At 56.0% G+C, this 25,106-nt stretch carries 27 protein-coding genes; 8 read left to right on the top strand and 19 right to left on the bottom strand.

The window, feature by feature from the left end; all coding sequences use genetic code 11:
• Window positions 1–17 precede the first annotated feature (17 nt).
• From QUD59_RS00320 to QUD59_RS00290, 7 genes are all read right to left on the bottom strand, one after another.
• Complete coding sequence (locus QUD59_RS00320; RefSeq protein ID WP_286238811.1) at window positions 18–608, bottom strand: histidine phosphatase family protein; 591 nt, start codon at window positions 606–608, stop codon at window positions 18–20.
• Window positions 608–1,738, bottom strand: coding sequence for a glycosyltransferase family 4 protein (locus tag QUD59_RS00315; RefSeq protein ID WP_286238810.1), 1,131 nt, complete (start codon window positions 1,736–1,738; stop codon window positions 608–610). Before QUD59_RS00315 ends, QUD59_RS00320 begins: the two co-directional genes overlap by 1 nt.
• Window positions 1,735–2,955 carry a glycosyltransferase family 4 protein gene (locus tag QUD59_RS00310; RefSeq protein ID WP_286238809.1) on the bottom strand — a complete coding sequence of 407 codons (1,221 nt, stop codon included), beginning with the start codon at window positions 2,953–2,955 and terminating at the stop codon, window positions 1,735–1,737. The genes QUD59_RS00315 and QUD59_RS00310 overlap by 4 nt, the downstream gene beginning before the upstream one ends.
• Before the next feature lie 9 nt (window positions 2,956–2,964).
• The gene (locus QUD59_RS00305) at window positions 2,965–3,711 is read right to left on the bottom strand and encodes a polysaccharide deacetylase family protein (protein WP_286238808.1); all 747 of its coding nucleotides are present in this window, start codon (window positions 3,709–3,711) and stop codon (window positions 2,965–2,967) included.
• Window positions 3,712–4,872 (bottom strand): glycosyltransferase family protein, encoded by a 1,161-nt coding sequence (locus tag QUD59_RS00300; protein ID WP_286238807.1) that lies wholly within the window; start codon window positions 4,870–4,872, stop codon window positions 3,712–3,714.
• Window positions 4,869–6,089, bottom strand: a complete 1,221-nt coding sequence (locus QUD59_RS00295; protein ID WP_286238806.1) for a glycosyltransferase family protein — start codon at window positions 6,087–6,089, stop codon at window positions 4,869–4,871. The genes QUD59_RS00300 and QUD59_RS00295 overlap by 4 nt, the downstream gene beginning before the upstream one ends.
• A gap of 108 nt (window positions 6,090–6,197) precedes the next feature.
• Window positions 6,198–8,360 carry a mechanosensitive ion channel family protein gene (locus QUD59_RS00290; RefSeq protein ID WP_286238805.1) on the bottom strand — a complete coding sequence of 721 codons (2,163 nt, stop codon included), beginning with the start codon at window positions 8,358–8,360 and terminating at the stop codon, window positions 6,198–6,200.
• 612 nt (window positions 8,361–8,972) lie between these two features.
• On the opposite strand from QUD59_RS00290, the gene QUD59_RS00285 reads away from it, so the two are divergent.
• The 7 genes from QUD59_RS00285 to QUD59_RS00255 all read left to right on the top strand — a co-directional run bounded on the left by QUD59_RS00285 (window position 8,973) and on the right by QUD59_RS00255 (window position 13,574).
• Window positions 8,973–9,881, top strand: coding sequence for a LysR family transcriptional regulator (locus QUD59_RS00285; protein ID WP_286238804.1), 909 nt, complete (start codon window positions 8,973–8,975; stop codon window positions 9,879–9,881).
• A gap of 71 nt (window positions 9,882–9,952) precedes the next feature.
• Entirely contained in the window at window positions 9,953–10,822 is an 870-nt protein-coding gene (locus tag QUD59_RS00280; protein WP_286238803.1) for a LysR substrate-binding domain-containing protein, read from the top strand.
• Window positions 10,823–10,863: 41 nt separating this feature from the next.
• A complete protein-coding gene (locus QUD59_RS00275) occupies window positions 10,864–11,265 on the top strand; it encodes a DUF2391 family protein (RefSeq protein WP_286238802.1) in 402 nt (133 codons plus the stop codon).
• Window positions 11,266–11,315: 50 nt separating this feature from the next.
• A complete protein-coding gene (locus QUD59_RS00270) occupies window positions 11,316–11,759 on the top strand; it encodes a hypothetical protein (RefSeq protein WP_286238801.1) in 444 nt (147 codons plus the stop codon).
• A gap of 119 nt (window positions 11,760–11,878) precedes the next feature.
• On the top strand, window positions 11,879–12,349 hold the full coding sequence (locus QUD59_RS00265; protein ID WP_286238800.1) for a carboxymuconolactone decarboxylase family protein: 471 nt from the start codon (window positions 11,879–11,881) through the stop codon (window positions 12,347–12,349).
• A 64-nt stretch (window positions 12,350–12,413) separates the two neighbouring features.
• On the top strand, window positions 12,414–13,109 hold the full coding sequence (locus QUD59_RS00260) for a helix-turn-helix domain-containing protein (RefSeq protein ID WP_286238799.1): 696 nt from the start codon (window positions 12,414–12,416) through the stop codon (window positions 13,107–13,109).
• Between the two features lie 126 nt (window positions 13,110–13,235).
• On the top strand, window positions 13,236–13,574 hold the full coding sequence (locus QUD59_RS00255; protein ID WP_286238798.1) for a zinc ribbon domain-containing protein YjdM: 339 nt from the start codon (window positions 13,236–13,238) through the stop codon (window positions 13,572–13,574).
• 64 nt (window positions 13,575–13,638) lie between these two features.
• Here QUD59_RS00255 and QUD59_RS00250 read toward each other — a convergent pair whose 3' ends face one another.
• The 3 genes from QUD59_RS00250 to QUD59_RS00240 are packed head-to-tail and all read right to left on the bottom strand — an operon-like array spanning window position 13,639 to window position 16,768.
• A complete protein-coding gene (locus tag QUD59_RS00250) occupies window positions 13,639–14,829 on the bottom strand; it encodes a quaternary amine ABC transporter ATP-binding protein (RefSeq protein WP_286238797.1) in 1,191 nt (396 codons plus the stop codon).
• On the bottom strand, window positions 14,822–15,721 hold the full coding sequence (locus QUD59_RS00245; RefSeq protein ID WP_286238796.1) for an ABC transporter permease: 900 nt from the start codon (window positions 15,719–15,721) through the stop codon (window positions 14,822–14,824). The genes QUD59_RS00250 and QUD59_RS00245 overlap by 8 nt, the downstream gene beginning before the upstream one ends.
• Window positions 15,722–15,775: 54 nt before the next feature.
• Window positions 15,776–16,768 carry an ABC transporter substrate-binding protein gene (locus tag QUD59_RS00240; RefSeq protein ID WP_286238795.1) on the bottom strand — a complete coding sequence of 331 codons (993 nt, stop codon included), beginning with the start codon at window positions 16,766–16,768 and terminating at the stop codon, window positions 15,776–15,778.
• Window positions 16,769–17,270: 502 nt separating this feature from the next.
• Between QUD59_RS00240 and QUD59_RS00235 the strand changes: the two genes are divergently transcribed.
• A complete protein-coding gene (locus QUD59_RS00235) occupies window positions 17,271–17,762 on the top strand; it encodes a MarR family transcriptional regulator (protein WP_286241067.1) in 492 nt (163 codons plus the stop codon).
• Window positions 17,763–17,785: 23 nt separating this feature from the next.
• Here the strand turns inward: QUD59_RS00235 and phnP are convergent, their stop codons facing one another.
• Genes phnP through phnG form a run of 9 tightly spaced genes read right to left on the bottom strand, consistent with a single transcriptional unit; the run spans window position 17,786 to window position 24,889 of the window.
• Entirely contained in the window at window positions 17,786–18,547 is a 762-nt protein-coding gene (phnP, locus tag QUD59_RS00230) for a phosphonate metabolism protein PhnP (RefSeq protein WP_286238794.1), read from the bottom strand.
• Window positions 18,544–19,110 (bottom strand): phosphonate metabolism protein/1,5-bisphosphokinase (PRPP-forming) PhnN, encoded by a 567-nt coding sequence (phnN, locus tag QUD59_RS00225; RefSeq protein WP_286238793.1) that lies wholly within the window; start codon window positions 19,108–19,110, stop codon window positions 18,544–18,546. Before phnN ends, phnP begins: the two co-directional genes overlap by 4 nt.
• 1 nt (window position 19,111) lies before the next feature.
• Window positions 19,112–20,263, bottom strand: coding sequence for an alpha-D-ribose 1-methylphosphonate 5-triphosphate diphosphatase (gene phnM, locus QUD59_RS00220; protein ID WP_286238792.1), 1,152 nt, complete (start codon window positions 20,261–20,263; stop codon window positions 19,112–19,114).
• A 34-nt stretch (window positions 20,264–20,297) separates the two neighbouring features.
• Window positions 20,298–20,984 carry a phosphonate C-P lyase system protein PhnL gene (phnL, locus tag QUD59_RS00215; RefSeq protein WP_286238791.1) on the bottom strand — a complete coding sequence of 229 codons (687 nt, stop codon included), beginning with the start codon at window positions 20,982–20,984 and terminating at the stop codon, window positions 20,298–20,300.
• 11 nt (window positions 20,985–20,995) lie between these two features.
• On the bottom strand, window positions 20,996–21,835 hold the full coding sequence (gene phnK, locus QUD59_RS00210; protein ID WP_350227789.1) for a phosphonate C-P lyase system protein PhnK: 840 nt from the start codon (window positions 21,833–21,835) through the stop codon (window positions 20,996–20,998).
• Window positions 21,832–22,695, bottom strand: a complete 864-nt coding sequence (locus QUD59_RS00205) for an alpha-D-ribose 1-methylphosphonate 5-phosphate C-P-lyase PhnJ (RefSeq protein WP_286238789.1) — start codon at window positions 22,693–22,695, stop codon at window positions 21,832–21,834. The genes phnK and QUD59_RS00205 overlap by 4 nt, the downstream gene beginning before the upstream one ends.
• Before the next feature lie 3 nt (window positions 22,696–22,698).
• Complete coding sequence (locus QUD59_RS00200; protein WP_286238788.1) at window positions 22,699–23,811, bottom strand: carbon-phosphorus lyase complex subunit; 1,113 nt, start codon at window positions 23,809–23,811, stop codon at window positions 22,699–22,701.
• Complete coding sequence (gene phnH / locus QUD59_RS00195; protein ID WP_286238785.1) at window positions 23,811–24,428, bottom strand: phosphonate C-P lyase system protein PhnH; 618 nt, start codon at window positions 24,426–24,428, stop codon at window positions 23,811–23,813. The genes QUD59_RS00200 and phnH overlap by 1 nt, the downstream gene beginning before the upstream one ends.
• Entirely contained in the window at window positions 24,428–24,889 is a 462-nt protein-coding gene (gene phnG / locus QUD59_RS00190) for a phosphonate C-P lyase system protein PhnG (protein ID WP_286238782.1), read from the bottom strand. Before phnG ends, phnH begins: the two co-directional genes overlap by 1 nt.
• Between the last annotated feature and the right edge of the window lie 217 nt (window positions 24,890–25,106).

Here is a 25,106-nt window from a genome sequence, read left to right as displayed (position 1 = left end):
TGTCGAAAACCTTGGTTTCATTGCATCTTATCTAATGGCAAATTCAGGGCCTGCAGGTACCAGCGACCGTTGGCATAGCCAAATTGCTGCAGGCAGTTGTAATCCAGTTTGTGCGGAGCTTTGTGTTGCATATCCCAGTCAGCCGCTGCTGCGTAAACAGCCCGGATCACCCCTTTATGGCTGATGCAGCCAATGCCGGCAGGGTGACTGATCTGTGCGGCCCAGTGGCTGATACGATCCAGTACCCGGGCCGGCGATTCTCCCTGTGGCGGGGTCATCTGCAGGCCTCTGGCCTCTTCAAGGGCCATCGCATCAGGCCGGGCATGGCGCAGTTCAGCCAGAGTGTGTCCCTCCCAGTCGCCCCAGTTCATCTCAATCAGGGCCGGGTCGGTCGCAGCGTCCAGTTGTAGCAGGGCCGCGGTCTGGCGGGCACGCGCAAGCGGGCTGCTGTACCAGTCAAGAAGACGATAGGCCGGGTCCATCCCGGCGGCGCGGGCTTGCATTTGTGCGACGCCTTCCGGGCAAAGAGGAATATCGGTGCGGCCCTGAATCCTCTTCTTCTGGTTCCACTCGGTCATGCCGTGGCGCAAAAAGTAAAACTGCTGCATTAACGATGGCTCCCGAATTGACCGAGCGTTTCGTTCAACCGTGCGGTGGTACTGTTTAAGCTGTGCTGCTGCTGAATATAGTCAGCAGCATGGCGGCGATAGCGTTGCAAGCGTTGCGGGTCGGCCAGCAACTGATCAAGCGCGAGGGCCATGGCTGCTGTATCACCGGGTGGCGTCAGAATGCCGCTCTGGCCATCGGCTACAACCGAGTGCACACCACGCTCCCGGCCGGCTATGATCGCCACGCCTTGCGACTGGGCTTCGACAAAGTTAAGTCCGATCGCTTCATTAACGGCGGGCCAGAGGTTCACAGAAAACTCGTTGAACATACGAAACAGTTCGGGGTTGTCGAGTTTGCCGGCAAATCGCACCCGTGGATCACTGCCCAGCAGGCTGCGCACTTCAGCGCCGCAAACTCCATCACCCACCACCAGCAGGTTAAACCGGGCATGGCTCTGCTGCAGAACCCGGCTCAGCAGGGTATAGGATTCCATCTTGTCGCCGGGCCGCATCATGGCGACGGTGATCAGCCACGGCAGTGCCGGATCAAGCTGGAACCGCGCGGCAATCGCCTGTCGGCTCAGAGACGTGACCGCCGGCGGATCAATAAATGCCGGAAGGTCATACATCCGTTGCAGCATCTCGGGCCGGGTGCGTTGATAAAAGCGCGACAGTTCCAGCCGATCGACCGGATTCAGCGTATAGATACCATCGGCCCGGGCTAAGGCTGCTTCTACCTGCTGGTGGAAACAGGCCCATTCGCCCGTTGCGCGTTTTTCAGACCAGGAGGCTTCTGCAATCAGGTAAGGAATGTTCAGTGCGCGGCAGATATGCGGGCCGATCAGATCCGGTGCTTTGTAATAGAGGTGATAGGTAAACCAGAGGTCTGGCGTCTGTTGAGTATGTTGCCAGCGCCGCAGCAGCCGGTCAGCCAGATATTTGCCGATCCGGCATAAGCGCTGCTGGGCAGACAGGTCGCCCTGTTTTTCCAGCGTGCGCAGCTCGCTGACCAGTGAAACCCTATGCCCCGCATGTTGCAGCGCCCGGATCAGGAGCCGGGCGATCTGGCGGTCACCCGACGGGTTTGGGTGATGGGGCGACTTCAGCGGCGCGTAAAAGGCAATATTCATGGCGCAGACGATCGGAGGAACAGTTCGCTGAGCTGATCAATGCCCAGTTCCACATCAAACCGCTGCTGTAACAGCTCCTGACCTTTCTGGCCCAGTGCCTGACGCAGTTGGGAGTCACGGATAAGCGTTTCCAGCGCGGAGGTCAGGGCAGCGGGATCCGCCTGCGGCACCAGCCAGCCGTTTTCGCCATGGTTAATCAGTTCGGGGATACCGGATATATCGGTCGCCAGGCAGCAAAGTTTCTGGCTCTGGGCTTCCATCAGTACATTGGGCAGGCCATCCCGATCGCCGTCGGCGACGATTTTACTGGCGAGCACGAACAGGTCGCTGTTGCGGTAAGCTGCCAGCACCTCTTTTTGTGGCAGGGCGCCCAGCCACTGAATCCGGTCTTCGATATTGAGCGAACGGGCCTGTGCCTGAAGGGATTTCAGCAGGCCACCGCCACCGATATGAGTGAACTGCCAGTCGAGCTCCGCAGGCAGTTGCGACAGGGCTGTCAGCAGGTCATCGTAGCCTTTTTTCTCGACGGCGCGGCCGACGCTGATAATCCTGACCGGTGTCGAAGCCTGTGTCTGCCCGGATGCTTGCGGTGCGGCAAAGCGTTTAAAATCGAGCCCGTGATAGACCAGTTGAACTTTCTCCGGCCGGTCAGCCAGACTCCGCAGGTAATCAAAGTTAGCCCGGGTGCAGGTCGAGAGCCAGTCCAGCTCCTGCAGTTTCTCTTTTAACTCCCAGCTCGGGCTGGTCCAGATATCTTTGGCGTGGGCAGAACAGCTCCAGCGGATGCCGGTCAGCAGCGCTGCGTAGCGGGTGACTGAAGCCGGTGTATGCAGAAAGTGGGCATAAAGCTGTTCGGTACCGGGTGGCATCTCCGCTGCCAGTACCAGTGCCTGACCGAAGCGACGCACCCGGTTGCGGCTGTGATCCCGCTTAAAATCCCGCCACAATGCTTTGATTGCGGAACCAACCGGATAACGGCGCAGGCAGGCCCATGCGGCTTTGAGTACGCGTCCGGGTTCGTGATGCAGGTACTCCGGCAGATAGATGACATCAGCCCGGATCTGATCATGGATCGGATGAGTGCGTTTATCGGTCGGGTGGCGCAGTGAAACCAGTGTGATCTCGAATCCGCGCTGCTCAAGCGCATGAATCTCCTGAGCGATAAAGGTTTCGGAGAGTCGTGGGTAGCCTTTCAGAACCAGAGTAATTTTTTTCACAGGTAACCTTTATTTCGCTTCGAGCAATGCCGGGCCGCCAGCCCAGTTAAGATGGGAAAATGGTTTCAGACAGGCAAATAAACGGCTGAGAAACGCCCAGCACTCTGCATCATGATCCAGATGGTGGGTCATCAACCCGTAAGGTTCATCCGGGTCCAGTTCTCCGCGGCGGCGGGCCTGCAGGTTGTCAATTATCTGCTGCAGCAAGCGGGCTTCGCCGGCAAACCTGCGCTGTTTCCAGTCGATGATATCAAGGTGTACATTCAGCTCTGCCGGTTCTGCCTGAGGAGCGCGCGGGCCCAGAACAGAAAGCCGCTGATATCCAAGCGCTGAGAGTGAGCTGAGCAGTTCTGGATCGATCCGGTTCCACGGCGGCACCAGAATATCCAGATAGCGGCAGGCAAACTGTTGCTGCAACTGGTGCCGGCCCTCGGCCAGAGCGCTCAACGCGGCAGTGGCAGTTAACTGGCCACCCAGTTCGATTTTACGCTGGCCTTCACGGGCATTGTTCTGATGGCAGATACCATGCTGCAAGATGTAGCAGGGGGCCCGGGTGGTATCGATCAGCGTGATCAGGCTATCCTCTGTCAGTTGCGGAATGGTCGCCAGATGAACCGGCACCTGATATTGATCGGCCAACTGCAGTAGCTGGCGTAATGCCGGCGTGTCGCGACTGACATCATCATCCCGCCACCAGAGCGTGAGCGGACGCTGCCATTGCTCGAGTTCCTTTACTAATTGCTTCCAGTCAGCCATTCAGGGGTTCTCCTGATAGGCCGTACCGGCCTCGGCCCACTGTTTGACCAGTCGGGCGGTGGTCGCAGCACCTTCGATATCTATCTGCGGACGCTGACCAGACTGACCGATCACCTGTTCCAGTGCCCTTTTCAGGGTTTCGGGGGAGAGCTGGTTTTCGCGGATGATTTTCAGCAGATCCTGAGCTTCCAGCAGTTCGCTGCGTGCCAGTTGTTCTGTCTCCTTGACCGCCTCAAACGGCACAACAACGGCCGGAACCGAAGTCTGCAGCAGGTCCATGACGGTGTTGTAGCCGGCCATGGAGACGGAAGCGGCAGCGCGGTTAAGGCAGCCTACGAAATCATCTGCCAGCTCAACGACCTCAAGCCGTGGCCCCTGAAAGGTCTGAATAAAGGCTTTGTCCTCAGGTGGCATGTTCGGTCCGGTAATCAGCAGCCACTCATGATCTGCGGCAAAACCAGAGTGTTGTAACTGAGCGGCGGTTTGCAGGATATCCCGGCCGGTGGCGCCGCCTCCGGCAGAAACGACAATCAATTTTTCCCGGCTGACAGCGGGCAGAGGCGGTGGGCACACGTATCCACTGTAGGCAATTTTATCGGCAATCTGTTCTGTACGGGAAAAGCTGGCCTGCAACGGGGTAAACTCAGGATCGCCGTGTACCAGAATATGGTCATAATAGCGCTGTACCAGCTCGACGGTTTCCAGTTCCCGTTCATCCCGGCGCGCCTGCAAGATATCCCTGATCGAGCTGATGACCACGGGCTTATGGGTCTGTTCAGCGCTCCAGCGCAGCAGGGGTTTCAGCTCAAAGCGCATCTGGCGGCGGCCAAAGGGATAGGTTTCGGTAACGATCAGGTCCGGTTGCAGCGCATCGCAGATTGAGAGTAAGGCCCGGGTTCGGCTGGCCTTATCGGCCTCAGTCAGCTCGCTGCCATCAACTTTGACCAGACCGGTAAACCCCAGATCTGAGGTTTTAACCGGATCAAGATAGTGCATGCGGGCCGGGGCGAAGCTGATATGTTCGACCGGTGCACCGCCGAATACCACATCGACCTGCAGACCCGCGTCACACATCGCACGGACATTAAGGGCTGCGCGACGGACATGGCCGATGCCGAGCAGATACTGTACATAGAAAAGGATTTTTGCAGGACGTGTCATAGACGATATGGGCTCTGTGATAAAAAAGAGTTTTGGCTGGCCTCGGTACCGATCAGCCGACCGACCCGGTCGGTAACAAAATCGAGCCCGCTGAGCAATCCGCAGCCAGCGGCCGCAGACGGCGGGGCCTGTTCAACCAGTTGCTGAATCGCTTGATGCATCTGTTCTGCTGTGCGTTCGCTCTCCAGAGGCAGGTAGTTGAGCAGCCCGAGTTGCTGGGCTTTGCGTGCCCGGATCAGTTGTTCGCGGCGGGGCTGGCTGCGGGGCAGAATCAGGGCCGGCCGGTCGAAGGAGAGAATTTCGCAGAAGGTGTTGTAACCACCCATGGCTATCACCGCATGGGCGTTAGCCATCAGGTGTTCGAGATTTTCACTGAAATCGAGGGTCTCAACCTGCGCCAACTGAGCGGCGCGCTGCTGGAACCGGGTCCGGTCCGCCAGCGGCATGAAAGGGCCCAGTACGATAAAGGCGGGCATCGGTTGCGATTGCTGTTCATAGGTGCGGATCACCCAGTCGACCATCTCGACGCCGTCACCGCCGCCACCGGATGTCACCAGAATATAGGGCTGTTGTGGCAGTTGCAGGGCCTCAGGCTGAATCGCTTCGGGCAGTTGCCGGGGCAGGTAGCCGGTGTACATCAGTTTGTCGGCCACCTTATGTTCCATGCTTAATCCCTGCAGCGGGCTGCCCAGACTTTCAGGACCGTAAACCCATAGCTCATCATAGAGTTCCTCCAGCACCGGCCACACCGCTTTCTGCTGCCATTCACGTTCAAGCAGTTCAGGATCGTCCATAACATCACGCAGCCCGAGCACACAGCGGGTCGGGGTGTTGGCAAACATCTCCAGTGTGGATTTAACCTCTCCCTTGAGTCCGGTCGGCTCTTTGTCTACCAGAAACAGATCGGGGGCGAAGGTTTGCGCGGTATGCAGGATAATCGACTCGCGCAGGGCGAGGGTGTCAGCCAGATCGATATGCAGACCAAGGGGTGTATATTCGCCATTATGCAGTTTGATGACGCCGGGAATCCGGACAAAATCGACCCGGGCTTTAAAATCAAAGCGACCGATAATCGGCGAGCCGGTCAGGATCAGAACGGAAAGACCTTTGTAGCGGTCTACCAGCGCGTGGGCCAGCGTACGGCAACGGCGCAGGTGGCCCAGCCCAAAGGAGTCGTGGCTGTAGATCAGCAGGCGGCAGTTATCCAGTTTGTTCAAGAACCTGTCCCTTATCCTTGGTTATTGTGGGCTTTTTCGGCATAAACCCTTTTATGCAGGGTTATCTGGCGATAAAAGTAAAGTGATATCGCTCCGTCAGCGGAGTGTTTAAACGCTGTCACTGTCGGCCCCGATCGGATTAGCTTTTTCATCATCGATTTTGTCATGCCGACGCAGCTCTGCACTTCCTTCGAGTGCCGCAGCACCAAGCAGCATGCGCCGCTGGGGTGTCTGATCATCGCTGTTCTCCTCCGTGGTGCCATTCTGATCTGGCATCAGCACGTGGACGGAACGATGAGCAAAGTGAATGCCGTTCTCGCTTAGTGCTTCTTTAACCAGACGGTAAGCTTCGCGGCGGATCACCCATTGTTCTCCCGGAACACAGGTGAATTTCATCCGGCAGATCAGTGCTGATTCTTCGATGCGGATCACGCCCTGAGACTTAAGCGGCAGCAGGAAATGCTGGCCATACTCTTCATGTGTGAGCATCTCCTGACCGACCCGTTTAATGATCTTACGTACTTTTTCGATATCGGTGTCGTAGGCCAGGCGGAACTCGAGCTTCATTGTGATCCAGTCGCGTGACAAATTGGTAATAGTCGCCATTTCGCCAAACGGAATGGTTTGTACCGCCCCCAGATGATGGCGCAGACGGATCGAACGGATAGAGATCCTTTCCACGGTGCCGCGAAGGCCCGCAGCCTCAATGTATTCACCGCGGCGGAAGGCATCATCGAGGAGGAAGAAGATCCCGGAGATCACATCCTGAACCAGTTTCTGGGCCCCAAAACCCACGGCAATACCGATAATCCCGGCACCCGCCAGCAGAGGGCCGATCTGTACGCCGGAGATACTCATCACCGTCAGGGTGACGGTGACCAGCAGGAAAACCAGCAAAAATGAGCGCACCAGCGGCAGCAGTGTTTCAGAACGACTCGCCCCGGCACCGCCGCCTTCACCCTCCAGCGTTGCCATTGCGGCGTCTTCTTCTGGCAGCTCTTCGGGCAGATGACGTTCAATAGCTGACTGGATAATCTCCCAGATGGCGTAGGCGACAATCAGCACCACCACGACGTCACGGAACTTATCAAACAGATTGCCGAAGTTGTCGGTCAGCATGGACAGGGTGTCGTAGCCGATTGTGTTGGTGAGGTGATAGAGCACAGCCACGAATATACTGATCCGGAAGATCAGCAGGCTGCGGGAGATAAAGCGGTCGCAGCGCTGTTCATAGGTGCGGCTCTGCAGCCAGCTTACACCCTTAAGGCGGCTCATCAGCACATACAGAATCCGGTCAAGCAGCGGGAAACTCAGGGTCAGCCACCAGGCCGGTGTCAGGTGATCTGCCTGAGTGTAGTAGCCGAGAAACTCGTTACTGGCCCAGATGGTCCAGAGCAGCATCAGCCAGATGGTCAGAAGCGTGGGCCAGCTCTGGCGGATAAACTGCAACAGTAAAGAGGCGGACTCATAGCCATTGGTAAACAGGTGGGTGATGGTTTTGCGGTGCGCGTAGATAAATATGATCGCGACCAGATTCAGTATCAGCCCGTTAACCGGAACAATAAGCGCGAACATGATCGGATCGATACCATGCTGGAACAGCAGCTTCCAGGCTGCGGTGGAGATCAGGTAGAAGCTGATAAAGCCCAGCGTCCAGCGATAAAACCCCTGAGAATCCTGACACTCCATATGCATCAGGCGCAGGCCCGACGCGTTAGGTGCCCAGAACATCTGTGCGATGATCGCCAGTGCACGAATCTTGATGATCAGTCCGATCAGCTCTTCAAGGGTGCTGTGGAAACTGTCCTGGGGGTGATACAGAATCAGCGGAATCGCATAGGCGGCCAGTGCAAATACGCCCAGAGCAATCAGGCTGAAGAAACTGCGTAGTAGCAGAAAGCCCAGGCTTTCATGCCAGTTTTCACACTTCTGATCGCGTATTTTCAGGCTCAGGCTGCGCAGTTTGTAGGCGATCAGGCTCTCAGCAGCAAAGCCGACAAGCAGGGCAAATCCCAGCACCATCAGCAGTTCGCTGATGCCATCCCATCCCTGATTTTTACTCAGGCTTGAAAAGATGGCCTGCTGCTGTTCCGGCCAGCGTCCGAGGCTTTCAATGAGCTGTTCTTTACGGTCCATGGCATGTTGCATGAACAGGAAAGAAGCCATTTTTTCGGAGGAGTACTGAAACTGTGGGTCTTCGCCACCATCAACTGCGGCCATGACGGGGATTGTCAGAGCGAGCAGAAGATACAGCAAGCAGGTTCTGAGCATAGGGTCGTGATTCCGTTGTAAAGCTGGCTGGGGGGTGCCCACAGACAGACTATGAGTTACAGCATAGTTGAAAATAAAAGCGCCTACACAGCCCTTTAATGGCCGCCGGCAGTGTATGGGTATTCGCATGACTAGACTATCTGCCTGGCGAATAGTTCATTTGCACGCAGTGCATATCTGTTTCTGAATCCCTGTTGTGAGCTGTGGCTGCCGCCATGAATATCCATGGAAGCAGTATGGGGTAAGGCGCTTTATTCGTGTAGCAGGGGAAAGGTTAAATTGGTTGATAGTATAAGTTGAAAAGGCGATGCCAGAACTGCAGCGTCTGGCGCTTACCATCCTATGACCGGATGCGTTGAATCCGCACTTCTGAGGTCACTGAAAACGGATATCAATCTGATATTTAACTGCTTTGTCACAGTCCTGCATTAGGGTGTGACGTTGCCGGTAATAATGCTTCAAAGGAAGAAGATCGTTTGACAAGCAACCGTGTGCTTTAGCCCCCCGCCGGCGGATTCAGCAACGGGTCAGATGCTGGCCTGTTCATGCCGGTTTTTGTTTCATGCCTGAAGCGCCAGAAACGGCGTAGCTGATACCAAACAAGGAGTTTGAATGGACTACTCCCTGGCAGAGATACGTGCCTTTAATGCAACCGTGGTGTGTGGGAACTTCTCCCGCGCAGCAGAAAAGCTCGGGGTCAGCCAGCCCGCAATTACGGCGCAGATCAGAAAGCTTGAAAATCGTTTTGAGTACCCCCTGCTGGAACGTTTCAGCAAAGGTATTGTGCCAACCGAACTCGGGCGGCGTCTGTATCGCATTACATCACAGTTTCAGGATCTGGAAGGGGCGATCGAACTGCTCGCCAACCCGCAGCATATCAGCGGAGAGATCAGCCTGCGTCTGGCGGTCGCATCGCCTCTGGTGTTTATGCCGCTGATTGCTGATTTCCGCCAGCACTACCCGCAGGTCAGGCTCAAAATTGCATCCCACTCATCCCTGAAATGTCAGGAAATGGTTATGAACCGGGAAGCCGATATCGCGCTTTGCCCCTTGCTGGACAAGCCTAAAGGCGCTTTGCGGCTGGCTTTTCATGCGCACCGGCTGGTGGCGGTGTTGCCGGCAGGGCATCCGCTGTGTCGTGAATCTGAGGTGTCACTGGTGCAGCTAAACCGCGAATCATTAATTTTTTCCCGCTCCCATTCTCTGACCCAGTTTGTGATTGATGAAGGCTTCAGTCAGGCGAATCTGGAACCCTGCTCGCATATTCTGATGGATAACCGCCAGGAAATTTGTGAAGCCGTGTCATTTGGCCTAGGGATCGGTTTTGCCTTTGAGAATGATATCCGTCCTGAATCAAGGATTGAGCTACGCCCGATCCGGGAACTGTCCGATGAGGTGGTGGAACATGTCTGCTGGCTGAAAAATCGCAGCACGCTGCCGGGTATCAGGGATTTCATTCAACTGGCCCTGCAACAGCGCTGTATGGCTTTGCCTGCAGAGGAACAGTTGGATATCGCCTGAGCAGGATATAACAAGTGCGCATGATCATGTGCGGCTGTTTTTAAGGTCACTCGCGCCGGATCGGGAGGGGTATGCGGCATAAGCAACTCAGGGCATTTCATCGGGTAGCGGTCGAAGGCAGCTTTACCCGGGCGGCAGAACGGCTCTCTCTGACCCAGCCGGCTCTGACGGTGCAGGTGCGTAATCTTGAAAAAGAATACGGCGTGCGTTTGTTTGATCGACAGGGACATCAGGTGGTGCTGACGGATCAGGGGAGGGAGCTGTTTGACCTCACCCAGCAACTGTTTGCCCTTGAAGACCGGATTCGTGACAGCCTCAGCAGCAACAGTTCAGAGCTGACCGGTAAACTGCTGATCGGGGTGGATAATCCCTTTGTCGCGCTGCCATTGATCGCTGAATATCAGCACCGCTTTCCCAGTGTCGAGATTGAACTGAGCTCCGGTAGTTCTCAGCAGATCTGGCAGGACCTGCTGCAGGAGCGGATCGACATGGCACTGATCACCGAACCCCGGGATGATCCCCGGTTGCAGCGCATTGTGCTGAATGAAACGCATCTGCTGGTGGCGGCACCGGCGACGCCTGAGTGGTGTGCTCAGGAACGGATCAGTTTGCATGATCTGAAAGCCCTGCCGCTGATCAGCCGGGAAGCCGGTTCAAATACCCAGAGGCTGGTGGATCGGGTAGCTGCTCAGTTGAAGATCCGCCTGAATTACAAATTCACGCTGGGCAGCCGGGAGCTGGTAAAAGAGGCGGTAGCGGCTGGTCTGGGGATCGGCTTTGTGATGTCCGGGGAAGCGGGGGTGGATCCGAGGTTGCATTTTATGAATCTGGAGCAGGCAGAGGAGACGCGCTCGGACTATCTGCTATACCGGGTCAATGATCGTCATCGCAAAGTGATTACTGCCATGTTACAGGTGCTGGGTGGCCGCTATGCAGTGTAAACTGCAAACTGGAGCAGAGAAATCCGGGAGCGGGCAAAGGTATGAAGTGGCTGCAGAGCTTTAATCTGGAAGACCTGAGTCAGGTCAGTATCGGGGCCTTCGCACTGGCGGTACCGATCTCCTTTTCTGAAGAGGCATGGCAACTGGGGCAAACGCTGCCGGCACTGAACCTCAGCCTGTTATTTCTGCTTTCGCTGGCATTTCTCAGCTTTTACACCTATCAGAGTGTGTTTCAGCACAATATCCGTCATCGGGTCGGTGTTTTTTTGTTTCGGATACTGATTGCTTACCTGATTGCCACGCTGGTGGTGATTCTGGTGTTATCATCTCTGGATAAATTTCCTCTCTGGAGTGATCCGCTGTTGGCGCTTAAGCGAACCATTATTGTGGCTATGCCTGCATCGATGGGGGCGATAATCGTCGATGGGCTCGACAAGGAGTGAGTCATGCGTCAGAGGAGGAGAGTCGTGATCAATGGAGTAAGGGAGACGTAATGCGATTTATTACCACAGAACAGAAAGTGCACTGTATCCGGCTGTTACCCGAAGGCGAGGAGCAGACCGTCGTTACCTTTGATATAGGTATCGATACTGTTGCGCCCCATGTGGCAGCACTGCTTTCGCAGCGTGAGATCGAGGAGCTGGAAAAATGGCTGGCTGATCGATCTGTGTTGAGACAGGAGATCAAAAAGCGTACCCCGGAGGAGGTTATTCTGGGGGCCTTTCCCGGTCTGATTTGTGAGGCGACTGAGGCATTGAAGAGCCGTGGCCATCTGAGTCAGGAGCTTAAACAGGAACTCAAGTCGCAACTGAAAGCCTTCAAAGCCGAGCTGGAAGCAGCAGAAGTGAGCAAGCCGGTAAAACGCAAAAAGCTGGAAAAGATTGGCAAGAAAGAGCAACTGAAAATGAAGCTCAAGGCGATTAAAGGCAAACTATAATCGGCGTTTGCGCGCCATTCCGGTCGGGCATCACGGTGACCTGCGGATGTCGGAAATCTTCAATACCCGCTTCACGCACCCGGTTATCTTCTCAGTTAAATCATCTGAGGAGAGATCACATGACAATAAGCACCACTACACGGGCTAACTACTTTCAACTGGGTGCCGGCGCAATGGAAATTCTGTTGCAGCAGGAGAACTACCTCCGGGAGCAATTCACTGTTTCCGAAACACTGTCAATTTCGCTCTGGGAATTGGTTAAACTCAGGGTTTCACAGATCAACCAGTGTGCTTTCTGTATTGATATGCACAGCCGCGATGCACTGGCACAGGGGGAAACCACAGCGCGCCTGCTGGGGTTAAATGCCTGGCGTGATATGCCACTGTACACTGAAACTGAACGTGCGGCGCTGGACTGGGCGGAGCATCTGAGTGCTGCACTTGCCGTTGATGATCAGCGCTACAGGCAACTGGTCGAAGTGTTGGGGGAGCAGGCGCTGGTGGATCTGAATGTCGCTATTAATGCGATCAACAGTTGGAACCGGATTGCCAAAACATTTAAACCAGAGGTGGGCAGTTATAAACCCTGACAACGCAGTTAACCACGGACTTGAGTTCAGGCTGTCCCGACCCTCGGGGCAGCTTGCGGCCTGTGTGCAGGCAATCTGGTCTGCTCAGGTGATGCAGCATCACACCATCAAGAAGCGACTCTACTCTGATGCCGGCAGCGGGATTCTTTTTAACCTTGCAGGGCAGCTCAGGATGGGTGAAACCAGTCTGCCTCAGGGCGTGATCATGCTGCCAGTCAGCCAGCAGGCGCAAACCATCTGTCTGGGCCCCGGCTCCGAGCTGGTGGGTATCCGCTTTCATCCCGCGGTCAGTTACGCTTTATTTGCCCGGCACTATGCCAGCCCGACTTTGCTACAGAGCGGTGATGATCGGTTTGCAGCGTTATTTCAGCTCTATACCCGTTTGTGTGAGGAGCCTGATTTTGACAGCAGAAAAACCAGGCTGGAGCGCTGGGCGAGCGATGCACTGTCAGAGCCGGAGCCGATACCCGATGCCTTAATACAGGCGTTTTTACAGGCAGAGCATCCTCAGGGGAGTGGAAATCAATACCCCGGTCAGGGCTTGAGTCAGCGCCAGATTGAGCGGCTGTTTCAGCGCTGGCTGCAGATGACCCCAAAACGCTATCAAAGGATTGTGCGTATCCGCAAAGCGGTTCAGCACCTACGCCAGCATCCGCAGGCGGGGCTGGCCGAGACGGCACATGCGTTTGGTTTCAGTGATCAGGCCCATATGACCCGCGAGTTTCAGGCGATTGCCCGGGTAACACCGGGGCGGCTTTGATATGCATTTTGGTTTTAATTCACTTCGATAAATGAATAATGGGGCGATTATCGGTTAAACTACCCGCCCTCCTCAGCGGGCTGCTGTGAGCCCGTTAAACTCATATTAAAAGAAGTTAAAAAAGCTATGTCTCTACCTCCTTGCCCGAAATGTAACTCCGAATTTGTTTATCAGGATCAGGAACTGATGATCTGTCCTGAGTGTGCCCACGAGTGGAACCCCAACGAAGTGAATGCTGAAGACGCAGAACCGACGGCGAAAGATGCCAACGGCACTCAGCTTGAAGCCGGGGATAAAGTCACAATGGTTAAAGACCTGAAGGTTAAGGGCAGCTCTCAGGTACTGAAAATCGGTACCAAAGCGACGATCAAGCGGATTGTTGACGGTAAGGACCACGAGCTTGACTGCAAAGTGGACGGTGCCGGCGATATGATGGTGACGGCGGCATTTGTTAAGAAAGCCTGAGCCGACGATCAGAAAAAAGCCACCTGAATAAGGTGGCTTTTTTTATCCTGAACCGCTGCGCAGACTACTGTGAGCGTTCACCGAGTACGTCAGACAGGGTGCCGCGGGAAAGGCGGCCGGTCAGGTTACCCTCCTCATCGACCACGGGCAGGGGATAATCCGCTTCCAGTGTGCAGGGAATAACGGTTTCCAGCACTGCTGCCTGTTCAACCGGTTCTACCGATTCAATAATGGCTTCACTCAGTTCGGCATCTTTATTGTCCCGGTAGGCTTCTTCCAGCGTGTCCTCGGTGACCATGCCCTGATAGCCATCACCGCTGACCAGATAGCCATAATCCTTTTTGAATCCGCGCATCTGTTGCAGCGCTTCCTCAATGGTATCGGCGGCGATCCGGTAAGCCGGCGGTTTCATCACGGTTTCTACGGTCAGTGCCCGGGCGCGGTTAACGTCACGGACAAAAGCTTCGACATAATCGGTTGCCGGATTAAGCAGAATATCTTCCGGTTCACCCTGCTGAACAATCTCGCCATCTTTAAGGATCGCAATCCGGTCACCCAGACGCAGTGCCTCATCCAGATCGTGGGTGATAAAGATAATGGTTTTGTGCAGTGTTTCCTGAAGCTGAATCAACTGGTCCTGCATCTCCGAGCGGATCAGCGGGTCAAGTGCAGAGAAGGCCTCATCCATCAGCAGAATTTCAGCATCGGTGCACAGGGCGCGGGCCAGACCAACACGCTGTTGCTGACCACCGGAAAGCTGTGAGGGGTATTGCTCCTCATAACCTGCCAGACCGACTGTTTCGAGCCACTCTCTGGCTTTAGTATTCGCTTCGGATTTGGCCACGCCCTGAATGCTCAGGCCGTAGGCGACATTGGCCACGACGGTCTTGTGTGGCAGCAGGCCGAAGCGCTGAAATACCATCGACATTTTGTGCCGGCGGAACTCCTGGAGCTCATTAGGGCCAAACTGCATCACATCACTGCCTTCAACCTTGATGACCCCTTCCGTCGGATCGATCAGCCGGTTGAAGTGACGGATCAGGGTGGATTTCCCGGAGCCGGAGAGGCCCATAATCACAAAGATTTCGCCCCTTCGGATCTGCAGGTTGATATCTTTAAGGCCCAGTGTATGGCCGGTTGCGGCAAGGATTTCATCCTTGGACTGGCCCTGATGAACCAGCGGCATATGCTTTTCGGGCTGATTGCCGAACAGCTTATAAAGCCCCTTTACTTCGATCAGCAGGTCATCAGCCATGATCCATACCCTCCAGATGGCTCTGGGTACGTTTGGCGTAAGCCTGAGAGACCCGGTCGAAAATAATAGCCAGTGCAACAATGGCCAGACCATTCAGCAGGCCCAGAGTGAAGTACTGGTTGGTGATTGACTTGAGCACCGGCTGGCCGAGGCCTTTTACGCCGATCATCGAGGCGATAACCACCATCGACAGCGCCATCATAATCGTCTGGTTAATACCCGCCATGATGGTGGGCATTGCCAGCGGGAGCTGGACATCAAGCAAACGCTGCCGGGCGCTGGCACCGTAGGCGGTGGCGGCTTCCATTACATCTTTGTCGACCAGACGTATCCCCAGATTGGTGAGGCGGATCACCGGCGGAATCGCATAAATGATGACCGCAATGACCCCCGGAATTTTACCGATGCCGAGCAGCATCACCACCGGGATCAGATAAACGAAAGCAGGCATGGTCTGCATAATATCCAGCACCGGCGTGACCAGTGACTGAGTCCGGTCAGAGCGGGCCATGGCGATACCGATAGGCACCCCCAGCGCAATAGCCAGCAGGGTACAGACCAGAATAATGCTCATGGTGCGCATCGTGTCGTCCCACATGCCGAAATAGCCGATCAGCAGGAAGGAGACGACAACGCCCAGTCCCAGTTTCCAGGAGCGGCTGGCCAGGTAGCTGAGCCCGGCGACGACTGCGATAACAAGCCACCACGGGGTGGCCAGCAGCAGTTTTTCAAACCAGACCAGAAAGGTCAGCAGGGGATCAAAAAAGGATTCAATAATATCCCCGTATTCACGGGAAAAGTCCCGGTAACCGGAATCGAGCGCTTTACGTATATCGCGCAGGGCACTGCGATCCAGTTGGGGGAACTCGGTCAGCCAGTTGGAATCGGCCATAATACAACCTCAGGGTCAATCGGCGCCCACCGCAGTGCAGTGGGCGCGTTCGGTTTACAGCGCGGATTTAACTTTTGCGGCGACTTCCGGCGTTACCCACTGAGTCCAGATCGCTTCATGCTCGGTGAGGAAGTATTCCATCGCGACTTCACCGTCCGCCTGATTGTCTTCCATCCACGCCAGCAGGGCGTTCATCTGGGCGTTGGTGAAAGCACGCTGACTCAGATAGCTGTAGGCTTCCGGTGAGCGGCTGGCAAATCCTTCTGTGGTCACGGTCTGTACCAGTGATGGCGGGTACATGGTCACTTTCGGGCTTTCACAGCCCTCCATTGAGGTGCAGTTAATGTATTCATCTTTATCAACGCCACTGCCAAAGTCCACTTTGGTCATCTCATATTTACCCAGTACAGAGGTGGGTGCCCAGTAGTAGCCGAACCATGGCTCGCCACGCTCGTAAGCTTTAGCGATGGCACCGGACAGGCCCGCACCGGAACCCGGATCGATCATCTCAAAACCGGAGTCTTCCAGCTTCAGCGCCTTGAACAGGTTGCCCGCACTGATCTGACAGTTCCAGCCGGCAGGGCAGCCGTAAAACGCTGATGCATCCGGATCTTCAGGGTGCTCAAACAGCTTTGCATTGGCCTTGATCCCTTCGATGGTGTTCAGGTTGGGGTATTTCTCCAGCAGGTAGGTCGGTACCCAGAATCCCTCTTCACCACCGTCGGAGAGAGAATTCCCTGCATAACGCAGGCGTTTTTCGGCGACACCTTTGTCCAGTGCTTCACGCAGGGAGTTACTCCACATCTCTGGCGCAATATCCGGCTCGCCTTTTTCGATCATTGAGGTACCGGTCGGCATGGTATCGCCGGGCACCAGCTCGGCATCACAGTTATAACCGTGTTCCAGAATAAAGCGGTCGACATTCGCCATCAGGGTAGCGGAGCTCCAGTTCATATCGGCGATAGTGACCTTGCCACAGGCTTCGCCGGCAAATGAAGCGGTGCTGGTTAAAAGCAGTGGAATAGCAGCATAAGCTATAGATTTCATGGTAACTCCAGTACGTCGTATCAGATTTTTGTGGTTATTAATCGGGGCCGGAAGCGGGCCCGGTTGGCGTAGTGTTTATGATTAAATCCGGGATTTTCTTGATGAAACTGATCCTTTTCGGGCTTTAAACCGAAGCAGGATTTTAGATATGCAAAGGAGTTCTGTTGCTTGGCAGGGGTGCAACGGCGGGCTGCCGATAGGTAGGGGTGATCAGTCTCTGCGGTTTGATTCCGCAAAAGTGAGGGTAAACAGCGGAGAAGCTCCGCCTGACTGCCGCGTTTTTGCAAGGTGCTACTTAGCAAAACAGAGAATCCGTGACGCCTGATTACTTAGCATGTTAAAACATTCGCTATGCTAAATAAACAGGCTGCCCTATGTTCGCCCGGCGGTACTTAACCGCCGGTGTTCTGCAGGGGCTTGCTACGAGAGGATTTACACGTTTCTAAAGCCTGTGGATGGGAGTAAAATCAGCCGCCGGAATAATGTGATGAGCGAAGTTATCATGGATAAAAGTCAGGATGCTCTGGTCCTGTTGCGACAGATTATCAGGGCCACCGATATGCAGGATAAAGAGATCAGCCGCTGTACCGGGCTGACACTGCCGCAATTAATGATTATGCAGACCCTGCGTATGTCAGCACCCCTGAGTACCGGGGAACTGGCGAAAGAGATCACGCTGACTCAGGCAACGGTGACCAGTATTCTGGATCGTCTGGAGAAAAAGAACCTGATCTCTCGTGAGCGTGGCACTGAAGATAAGCGTAAGGTCTGGGTTAACCTGACTCAGGAAGGACTTGAGCTGATCAAAGGTGCGCCGACGCCGCAGCAGGATCTGTTCAGTCGCCGTTTTGATGATATGCAGGGCTGGGAGCAGTCAATGGTGATCTCCGCACTGGAACGTGTCGCCTTTATGCTCGATGCGCAGCATCTGGATGCAGCACCGATGCTGGATATCGGTCAGTTGGACCGTCCGGACACCGGGCTTAAAAAATAACGCTTTCTCCTGTCGGAGCGGGCTCAGTCCAGCTCCAGACAGAGGTCATCCCAGGCCAGCCTGAAAGGTTCAGGTAACGGGTTGCGTAACAACCACCGATCCATCTCATGGCTGATATGGGTCAGCCATATCTGCTCTGCCGGGAGTTCTTTCGCCAATTTCTGTAACAGTGAAAAATCGTTGTGATTACGTGGCTTGTCCGGAGAGGGCGGGTGGGTGCAATCGATCGCCAGTTTCAGACCCGGAATCTGTTGCAGAAATGCCAGACTCTGTGGCGGCAGGCCGACCGTATCGGTCAGGTAAGCGAAGGATATGTCGCCGTGTCGGAACAGGTAACCGTAGGTGGGTTTTGAGTGTTGCAGAGGAATCGGGGTGATCTGCAGAGGGCCCAGTTGAAACGGCACGAATGCTGCCGGTACCGGCTGAAATGCCAGTATGCCGGGGTGTTTCAGCAGGTCGGCACAGCCGGTGGTGTCGTCAGGGCCAAACACGGGAATCTTCTCACCCTGTCCCCAGCGCAGATGAAAAAGCCCCTGAACATGATCCACATGGTAGTGAGTCAGCAAAATGGCGCTGAGCTGGCCGGGCTGAAAGCGCTCGCAGAGGTCGGTCAGGCCGCCATCGATCAGCAGATCTATACCGGCATCGGGCAGTTGCAGTCGGGCGCTGCAGGGTTTGCGCCGGAACCGGGCGACGTGTCTTGCCCGTTCGCAGACATCGCAGGGGCAGCCGAATACCGGCACCTGAGCCACATCGCCGGTGCCGAGGAATTGAAATTTTATCATGGGGTGGGCTGCCAGCAGTTATGGTTGATGATCTGCATCAGGCTTTCGATTCCCTGTTCCAGCGTGCCGCTGTTATCGACAAACAGGGTACCCTCCGGCAGTTGATGCAGTAACTGCTGGTGTCTGAGCAGCCGCTGTTCGATTTCCGCACTGCTCTCGCGTCCGCGCCGGATCAGGCGCTCGCGCAGCAGCTCCGGCTTTACCTCAATCATCACCGGAATCAACTCGTCATACCGGGCCAGCGCTCGGGGCAGGTATTCACGCGAGCCGTTGACCAGCACATTGAAGCCTGCATCCAGCCAGCTATCAATCTCCCTGCTGATGCCGTAAAGATGGTTGTGAGAGGCCCAGTGCATGGCAAACAGGCCGCCTTTAACCCGTTGCGCAAATTCGGTTTCGGTCAGATGAACATGGTTTTCGCCACCGGCACCCGCTGCACGGGTGATAAACCGGTGCGCGGTCAGGGTGTGGCTCTCGCTTTCAAGCCGGGCCCGGCAGCCCTGCAACAGCGAGTCTTTGCCGGAACCGGAGGCGCCTATCAGATAAAACAGTGTGCCTGACATATCAGAATACCCGCTTGCCACGGGACCAGACCCGCTCTACCAGCGGCATCAGGGAATGGCTGTTAACCTGAACCAGATCGGCACGTTGGCCCACGGCTATTTCTCCTCGGTCATTCAGGTTGGCGGCGCGTGCCGGGTTATAGCTGACCAGACGGATCGCATCGGGCAGGCTGTAGGGGTTATCGTCCATATTGGCGACCATAAAGGCGGACTGGATCAAAGCAGAAGGGTAATAGTCCGAGCTGAGAATATCCAGCACTCCGGCGCTGGCGAGGTCTTTCGCAGCAATATTACCGGAGTGGGAACCGCCGCGTACGATATTCGGTGCGCCCATCAGCACATTAAGCCCCAGTTCGTGAGATACACTGGCCGCTTCCAGTGTGGTGGGGAATTCGGCAACGCGCATGCCCAGTGCTGCTGACTCGCGTGCGTGGGCCTCTGTTGCATCATCGTGACTGGCGATGGCTATGCCGCGATCATGGCAGACTTCGCAGATGGTACGGCGGAAGCGATCCGCGTATCGGGCGCTGTTTTCCTGTTGCACGCGGATAAATCCATCCATCTCGTTGTCGCTCAGTCCGTACTTGATCTGATAATACTCGCGGTATTTGGGGATATTCTCCGGTGGAAACTGGCGTTGGCCCGGTGCGTGGTCCATCACTGATACAAGCCGTACCCGCTCTTCACCGATATACTGCTCAAACAGCGGCATCAGATCCGGAAAACTGACTTCGCAGCGCAGGTGCAGCAGGTGGCTGGCGCGGGTGATGCCCTGTTTTTCTGAATCGACAATGGCGCGGATCATCGCATCCAGTTTTTCGACCCGGGTGCTGTCACCGATAATATCGCCAAGGGCTACCGAATCGAACGAGGTGGTAATCCCGGCGGCGACCAGTTGTGCATCGTGGGTCGCCATCGCCATATGCCCCGGCCAGTCGACTCTGGGGCGTGGAGTGAAGTATTTTTCCTGATTATCAGTATGCAGCTCTACCATCCCCGGCATCAGGTACTCCTGATCCAGATCCTCTGCCTGCGGCAACTGGCTCTGGCTTTCGCTGATCCCGGCGATCAGGCCGTCACGGATCAGCAGGGTACCGTTGATCACTTCATCGCGCAGGATCAGTTTGGCGTTTGTCAGAATCTGTTCTTTCATCGTTACTCAACTTTTTCTTCGGCGTCAGGCCGGTTCAGATCGCTTTGATATCTACCAGTCGGTCGGCGACAGCTTCCCTGACATCTTCATCGTGGAAGATCCCGACCAGTGCGCTGCCGCGTTGTTTGACTTCGTTAATCAGCTCCACCACGACTTTGCGGTTGTTGGCGTCGAGGGAGGCCGTTGGCTCATCCAGCAGCATAATCGGGTAATCAACGATAAAACCACGGGCGATATTTACCCGCTGCTGTTCGCCACCGGAGAAGGTGCCCGGTGCGAGGTGCCAGAGCCGCTGCGGCACGTTAAGCCGTTGCAGCAGGTGTTTTGCCCGGGCTTCACAGGTCGTTGGGTCAACACCCAGATCGAGCAAGGGCTGCATCACCACCTGCAGGGTCGGCAACCGTGGGATGACCCGCAGAAACTGAGATACATACCCGACCGTCTGACGGCGCAGGGCGATAATCCGGCGCGGCAGGGCGCGGGTGATATCGACCATCTCCTCACCATCGCGCAGACAGATGCTGCCCCGGTTAATAGCGTAATTGGCGTATAGCGCCTTCAGCAGGGTGCTCTTACCGGCACCGGACTGGCCGTGAAGCACGACACATTCGCCGGCGGCGACTTCAAGCCGGGCGTTACTGAGCACTTCAAAGCTGACTCCGCCCTGATTGTGCAGGGTGAAGGATTTTTCAACCGCGGTGACCTGAATCATGGTTGTCATGGTGTTACTCCTTAGTTCTGCAGGATCGAGGAGACCAGTAGCTGGGTGTAAGGGTGTTGCGGATCGTCCAGCACCTGATCGGTAAGGCCTGTTTCTACTACCGCGCCGCGACGCATTACCATCAGCCGGTGTGCCAGCAATCGCGCCACGGCCAGATCGTGGGTGACGATAATCACCGACAGGCCCAGTTGTGCCACCAGATTGCGCAGCAGATCGAGCAGTTTCGCCTGCACTGAAACATCCAGTCCGCCGGTGGGTTCATCCATAAAGATCAGCCGGGGGTGGGTGACCAGATTGCGGGCGATCTGCAAACGCTGCTGCATACCACCGGAGAACTGGGTCGGGCGGTCATCGATACGGTTGATATCGATCTCCACCGCTTCCAGCCAGGTTTCCGCCTTGCTGCGGATAGCGCCGTAGTGACGCTCGCCCACAGCCATCAGCCGTTCACCGATATTGGCGCCGGCGCTGACATTCATCCGCAGACCATCCCGTGGGTGCTGGTGGACGATCCCCCATTCGGAGCGCATCAGAATGCGCCGTTGAGCCTCATCACACTGGTACAGATCCATCTCGCCGAACTGCTCGCTGTTGTAGATCACCTGACCCGCGTCAGGAATCAGCCGTGAAGAGAGACTGCTGAGCAGGGTCGATTTTCCGGAGCCGGATTCGCCGACAATGCCCAGAACTTCACCGGGATAAAGGTCAAAACTGATATCGCCACAGCCTTTGCCCGGCGCATAGAATTTACTCAGCTCGCGCACACTGAGCAGCGGTGCTATATCCTGCCAAGTCGGATTCTTGTTCATCTCGGTCATGCTCATTTCAGTCATGCTGGTTGAGGGGTTCACAGGGTTGCCTCCTGCACCGGGCCATAGGTTTCCACCCGCTCCCGGCAGTAGTCGGTATCGGAGCAGACAAACATCTTGCTGCCCCGGTCATCGGTGATCACTTCATCAAGGAAACTGTGATCGGAACCACAGATGGCGCAGTTTTCCTGCCACGTCTGGACCTCAAACGGGTAATCATCGAAGTCGAGGCTTTCCACCCGGGTAAAGGGGGGTACGGCATAAATACGTTTCTCGAAACCGGCGCCGAACAGTTGCAGTGCCGGCATCCTGTTCATTTTCGGATTGTCGAATTTCGGGATGGGCGAGGGGTCCATCATGTAGCGATCGTTGACGAACACCGGGTAGTCATAACTGGTGGCGATATGGCCAAAGCGGGCCACGTCTTCATAGAGTTTGACCTGCATCGCACCGTACTCGCGCAGGGCGTGCATTTTGCGGGTTTCACTCTCGCGCGGTTCGATATAGCGCAGCGGCTCTGGGATCGGTACCTGATAGATCAGGATCTGATCCGCCTGCAGCGGGCGTTCCGGTATCCGGTGCCGGGTCTGAATCAACGTGGCATCGGCGGTTTTTTCGGTGGTTTCCACGCCAGCGGTGTGGGCGAAAAAGCGGCGGATACTCACCGCATTGGTGGTGTCATCAGCGCCCTGATCGATCACTTTAAGACGGTCCGATTCACCGATAATGCTCGCCGTCACCTGCATGCCGCCGGTACCCCAGCCGTGAGGCAGTGGCATCTCGCGGCCGCCGAAGGGCACCTGATATCCGGGAATGGCAACGCCCTTAAGGATGGCCCGGCGAATCATCCGCTTTGACTGCTCATCCAGATAGGCAAAGTTGTAGCCTGTGTTTGTTGTCATGGTTTATTCCTCGTTACCCTGTTGCGGCGTGCTGTTTTCCCGGCGCAGGCGGCGGATCATCTCCAGTTCCGACTGAAAATCGACGTAGTGCGGCAGTTTCAGGTGGGAAACAAAGCCGTTGGCAGAGACCGCATCAGTATGTGCCAGCACAAACTCCTGATCCTGAGTCGGAAACAGCACCTCTTCGTCCAGCTCTTCGGCGCGCAGGGCACGCTCGACCAGTGCGACCGACATCGCTTTGCGCTCCGCCCGGCCGAAGGCCACGCCGTAGCCACGGGTAAACTGCGGGGGCTGGGTTTTACTGCCTTTAAACTGGTTAACCATTTCGCACTCAGAGAGCAGGATTTCACCGACCTCAAGTGGAAAACCCAGCTCCTCCGGAACCAGCTCTACACTCACCCGGCCGATCCGGATCTCGCCGGCAAAGGGGTGGCTGTCGCCGTAGCCACGCATGGAGGCGTAGCTGAGTGAGAGCAGAAAACCTTCATCTCCACGGATCAGGTTCTGCAGCCGCAGGCTCCTTTCTGCCGGATAGTTGACCGGTTCGCGGGTCAGGTCGCGGGGTGTCTGATCGGTTTCGCCGGGCTGCCGGCTCTGCTCGATCAGCCCCTCTTTGTTCAGAATCTCCAGTACCCGGGGGCAGCTTTCCACCGCCGCCGGTGCTGTCGGACTTGTGCTGAATTCGTTGCTGCCAAGACCTGCTTCACCACTGGCCAGCAGGCTGAAATCCAGCAGGCGGTGGGTATAGTCATAGGTTGAGCCGAGGATCTGGCCGCCGGGAAGGTCTTTGAACGTGCCCGATATCCGGCGCTCAATCTGCATCGTTTCAGTATCGATCGCTTCGCTGTAACCGAAGCGGGGCAGGGTGGTGCGATAGGCACGCAGCAGGAAGATCGCTTCCAGCATATCGCCACCTGACTGCTTCAGAGCCAGTGCCGCCAGCTCCGGGTCGTAGACTGAACCTTCGTTCATCACCCGATCGACCGCTTGCCCCAGTTGTTGCTGAATCTGGCTGACACTGAGTTCAGCGACCTGAAGATCGCCGCGGCGCTGAGTGCGCATCAGGCTGTGTGCACTGTCTATGGCCTTTTCGCCGCCTTTTACCGCTACATACATCAGACAGACTCCTCGTTGATCCGGGTGGTTCGGGGCAGGGCAACCAGGGTTTCACCGCTGCAGAACAGAGTGTCGATGCCCAGCGGAAAGCGTCTCCGGCTGGCGATAAGCTGCTCACGGAAGGTTGCGTCGAGGCCGCCGATTCGCAATGGGCGGCTGTGTTCAATTCCCGGGCCGCTCAGTTGCCAGAAAGGCTCATCACTGATCGCCGGCACCTGAATAATCAGGGTGGTGGAGCGGTCCGGATACTCGGAACTGCCCCAGTTAAAACGATCCAGATCCGGTAGTTCGTCGGCATCGGCCAGCGCGAAATCGGCGTTTTTGGGCTCATCAGTCATTGGGCACCGGCAGTGAAAACGCAGATTGCTGAGCAGGCTGGCGTTCTGCCGCAGGCGCGGGCTGAGCCAGATGCGGGTATCCGGATCAAACAGCGCCAGTGCCAGTTGCCAACTGCCGGGCTGGAGTTGCTCAGGCGTATTCAGTCCTTTAATGGCGCTGACCTGCGTTCCGGGTTCGCTCATCGCTTTAAGTGCAGAACGGAACAGTTGCTGGGAATCGGCTACTGGTTGCGGAAAGCCGCCGATCAGCAGTTCGGCGTCTACCTGAGTCTTGTTCATCAGTCCTCCCCCCTGACCAGAGTGAAGAAGTCCACTTTGGTCTGGCTGACTTGTGCCTCGCGCGCGGTTTTATTCGCGGTGTAAGCCTGCTGCAGCGGCGTGATCAGTTGTTGCTGTACCTGAGCAGAGCTGTCGGCTTGTTGTAACAGGGCATCCGCCAGCGCGGCGATCGTGGCGTGCTGCTGGTTACGACCGGCTACATAGCTGACGCCAAGCGTGCCGCTACTGAGCCGGACAGCACAGCGGGTGAGGGTCATCTCACCGATGTTAAACGGCTGGCCACTGCCGCCGATGCGGCCACGAACCATGGTCAGCCCGGTTTCAGGCTGACGGATAAAACTGTATTCAGGCTCAGGCCCGAGCGTCCGCCATAAGCGAACCAGTGTTTCGCTATCGGCTTTAGCCAGGGTGTCCATCCACTGCTGGCGGTTGGCCTGATTCTGCTGATTGGCAACAGACATCTGAAAAATCCTGTATGTGCTGGTTAATCGATGGCGCCATTCTGGTCGGGTTGTGCGGATTAAAAAATGGAGGGTTTCTTAATGGCGGGGTTAGAAAATCTGGGGATAGGCCTGTACCGGAGCATTGCTGCCGGGTACAGAGAATTGAATAGCGGAAATAGCAGTGAAACGCGGTTCGCGCCGGATCAAGGTCATATTTCTGTCATTTTTGTTTGCT

It is taken from the genome of Neptuniibacter halophilus (assembly GCF_030295765.1).
Taxonomy (GTDB): Bacteria; Pseudomonadota; Gammaproteobacteria; order Pseudomonadales; family Balneatricaceae; genus Neptuniibacter; species Neptuniibacter halophilus.
This window is presented reverse-complemented; position numbering and strand designations above follow the sequence as displayed.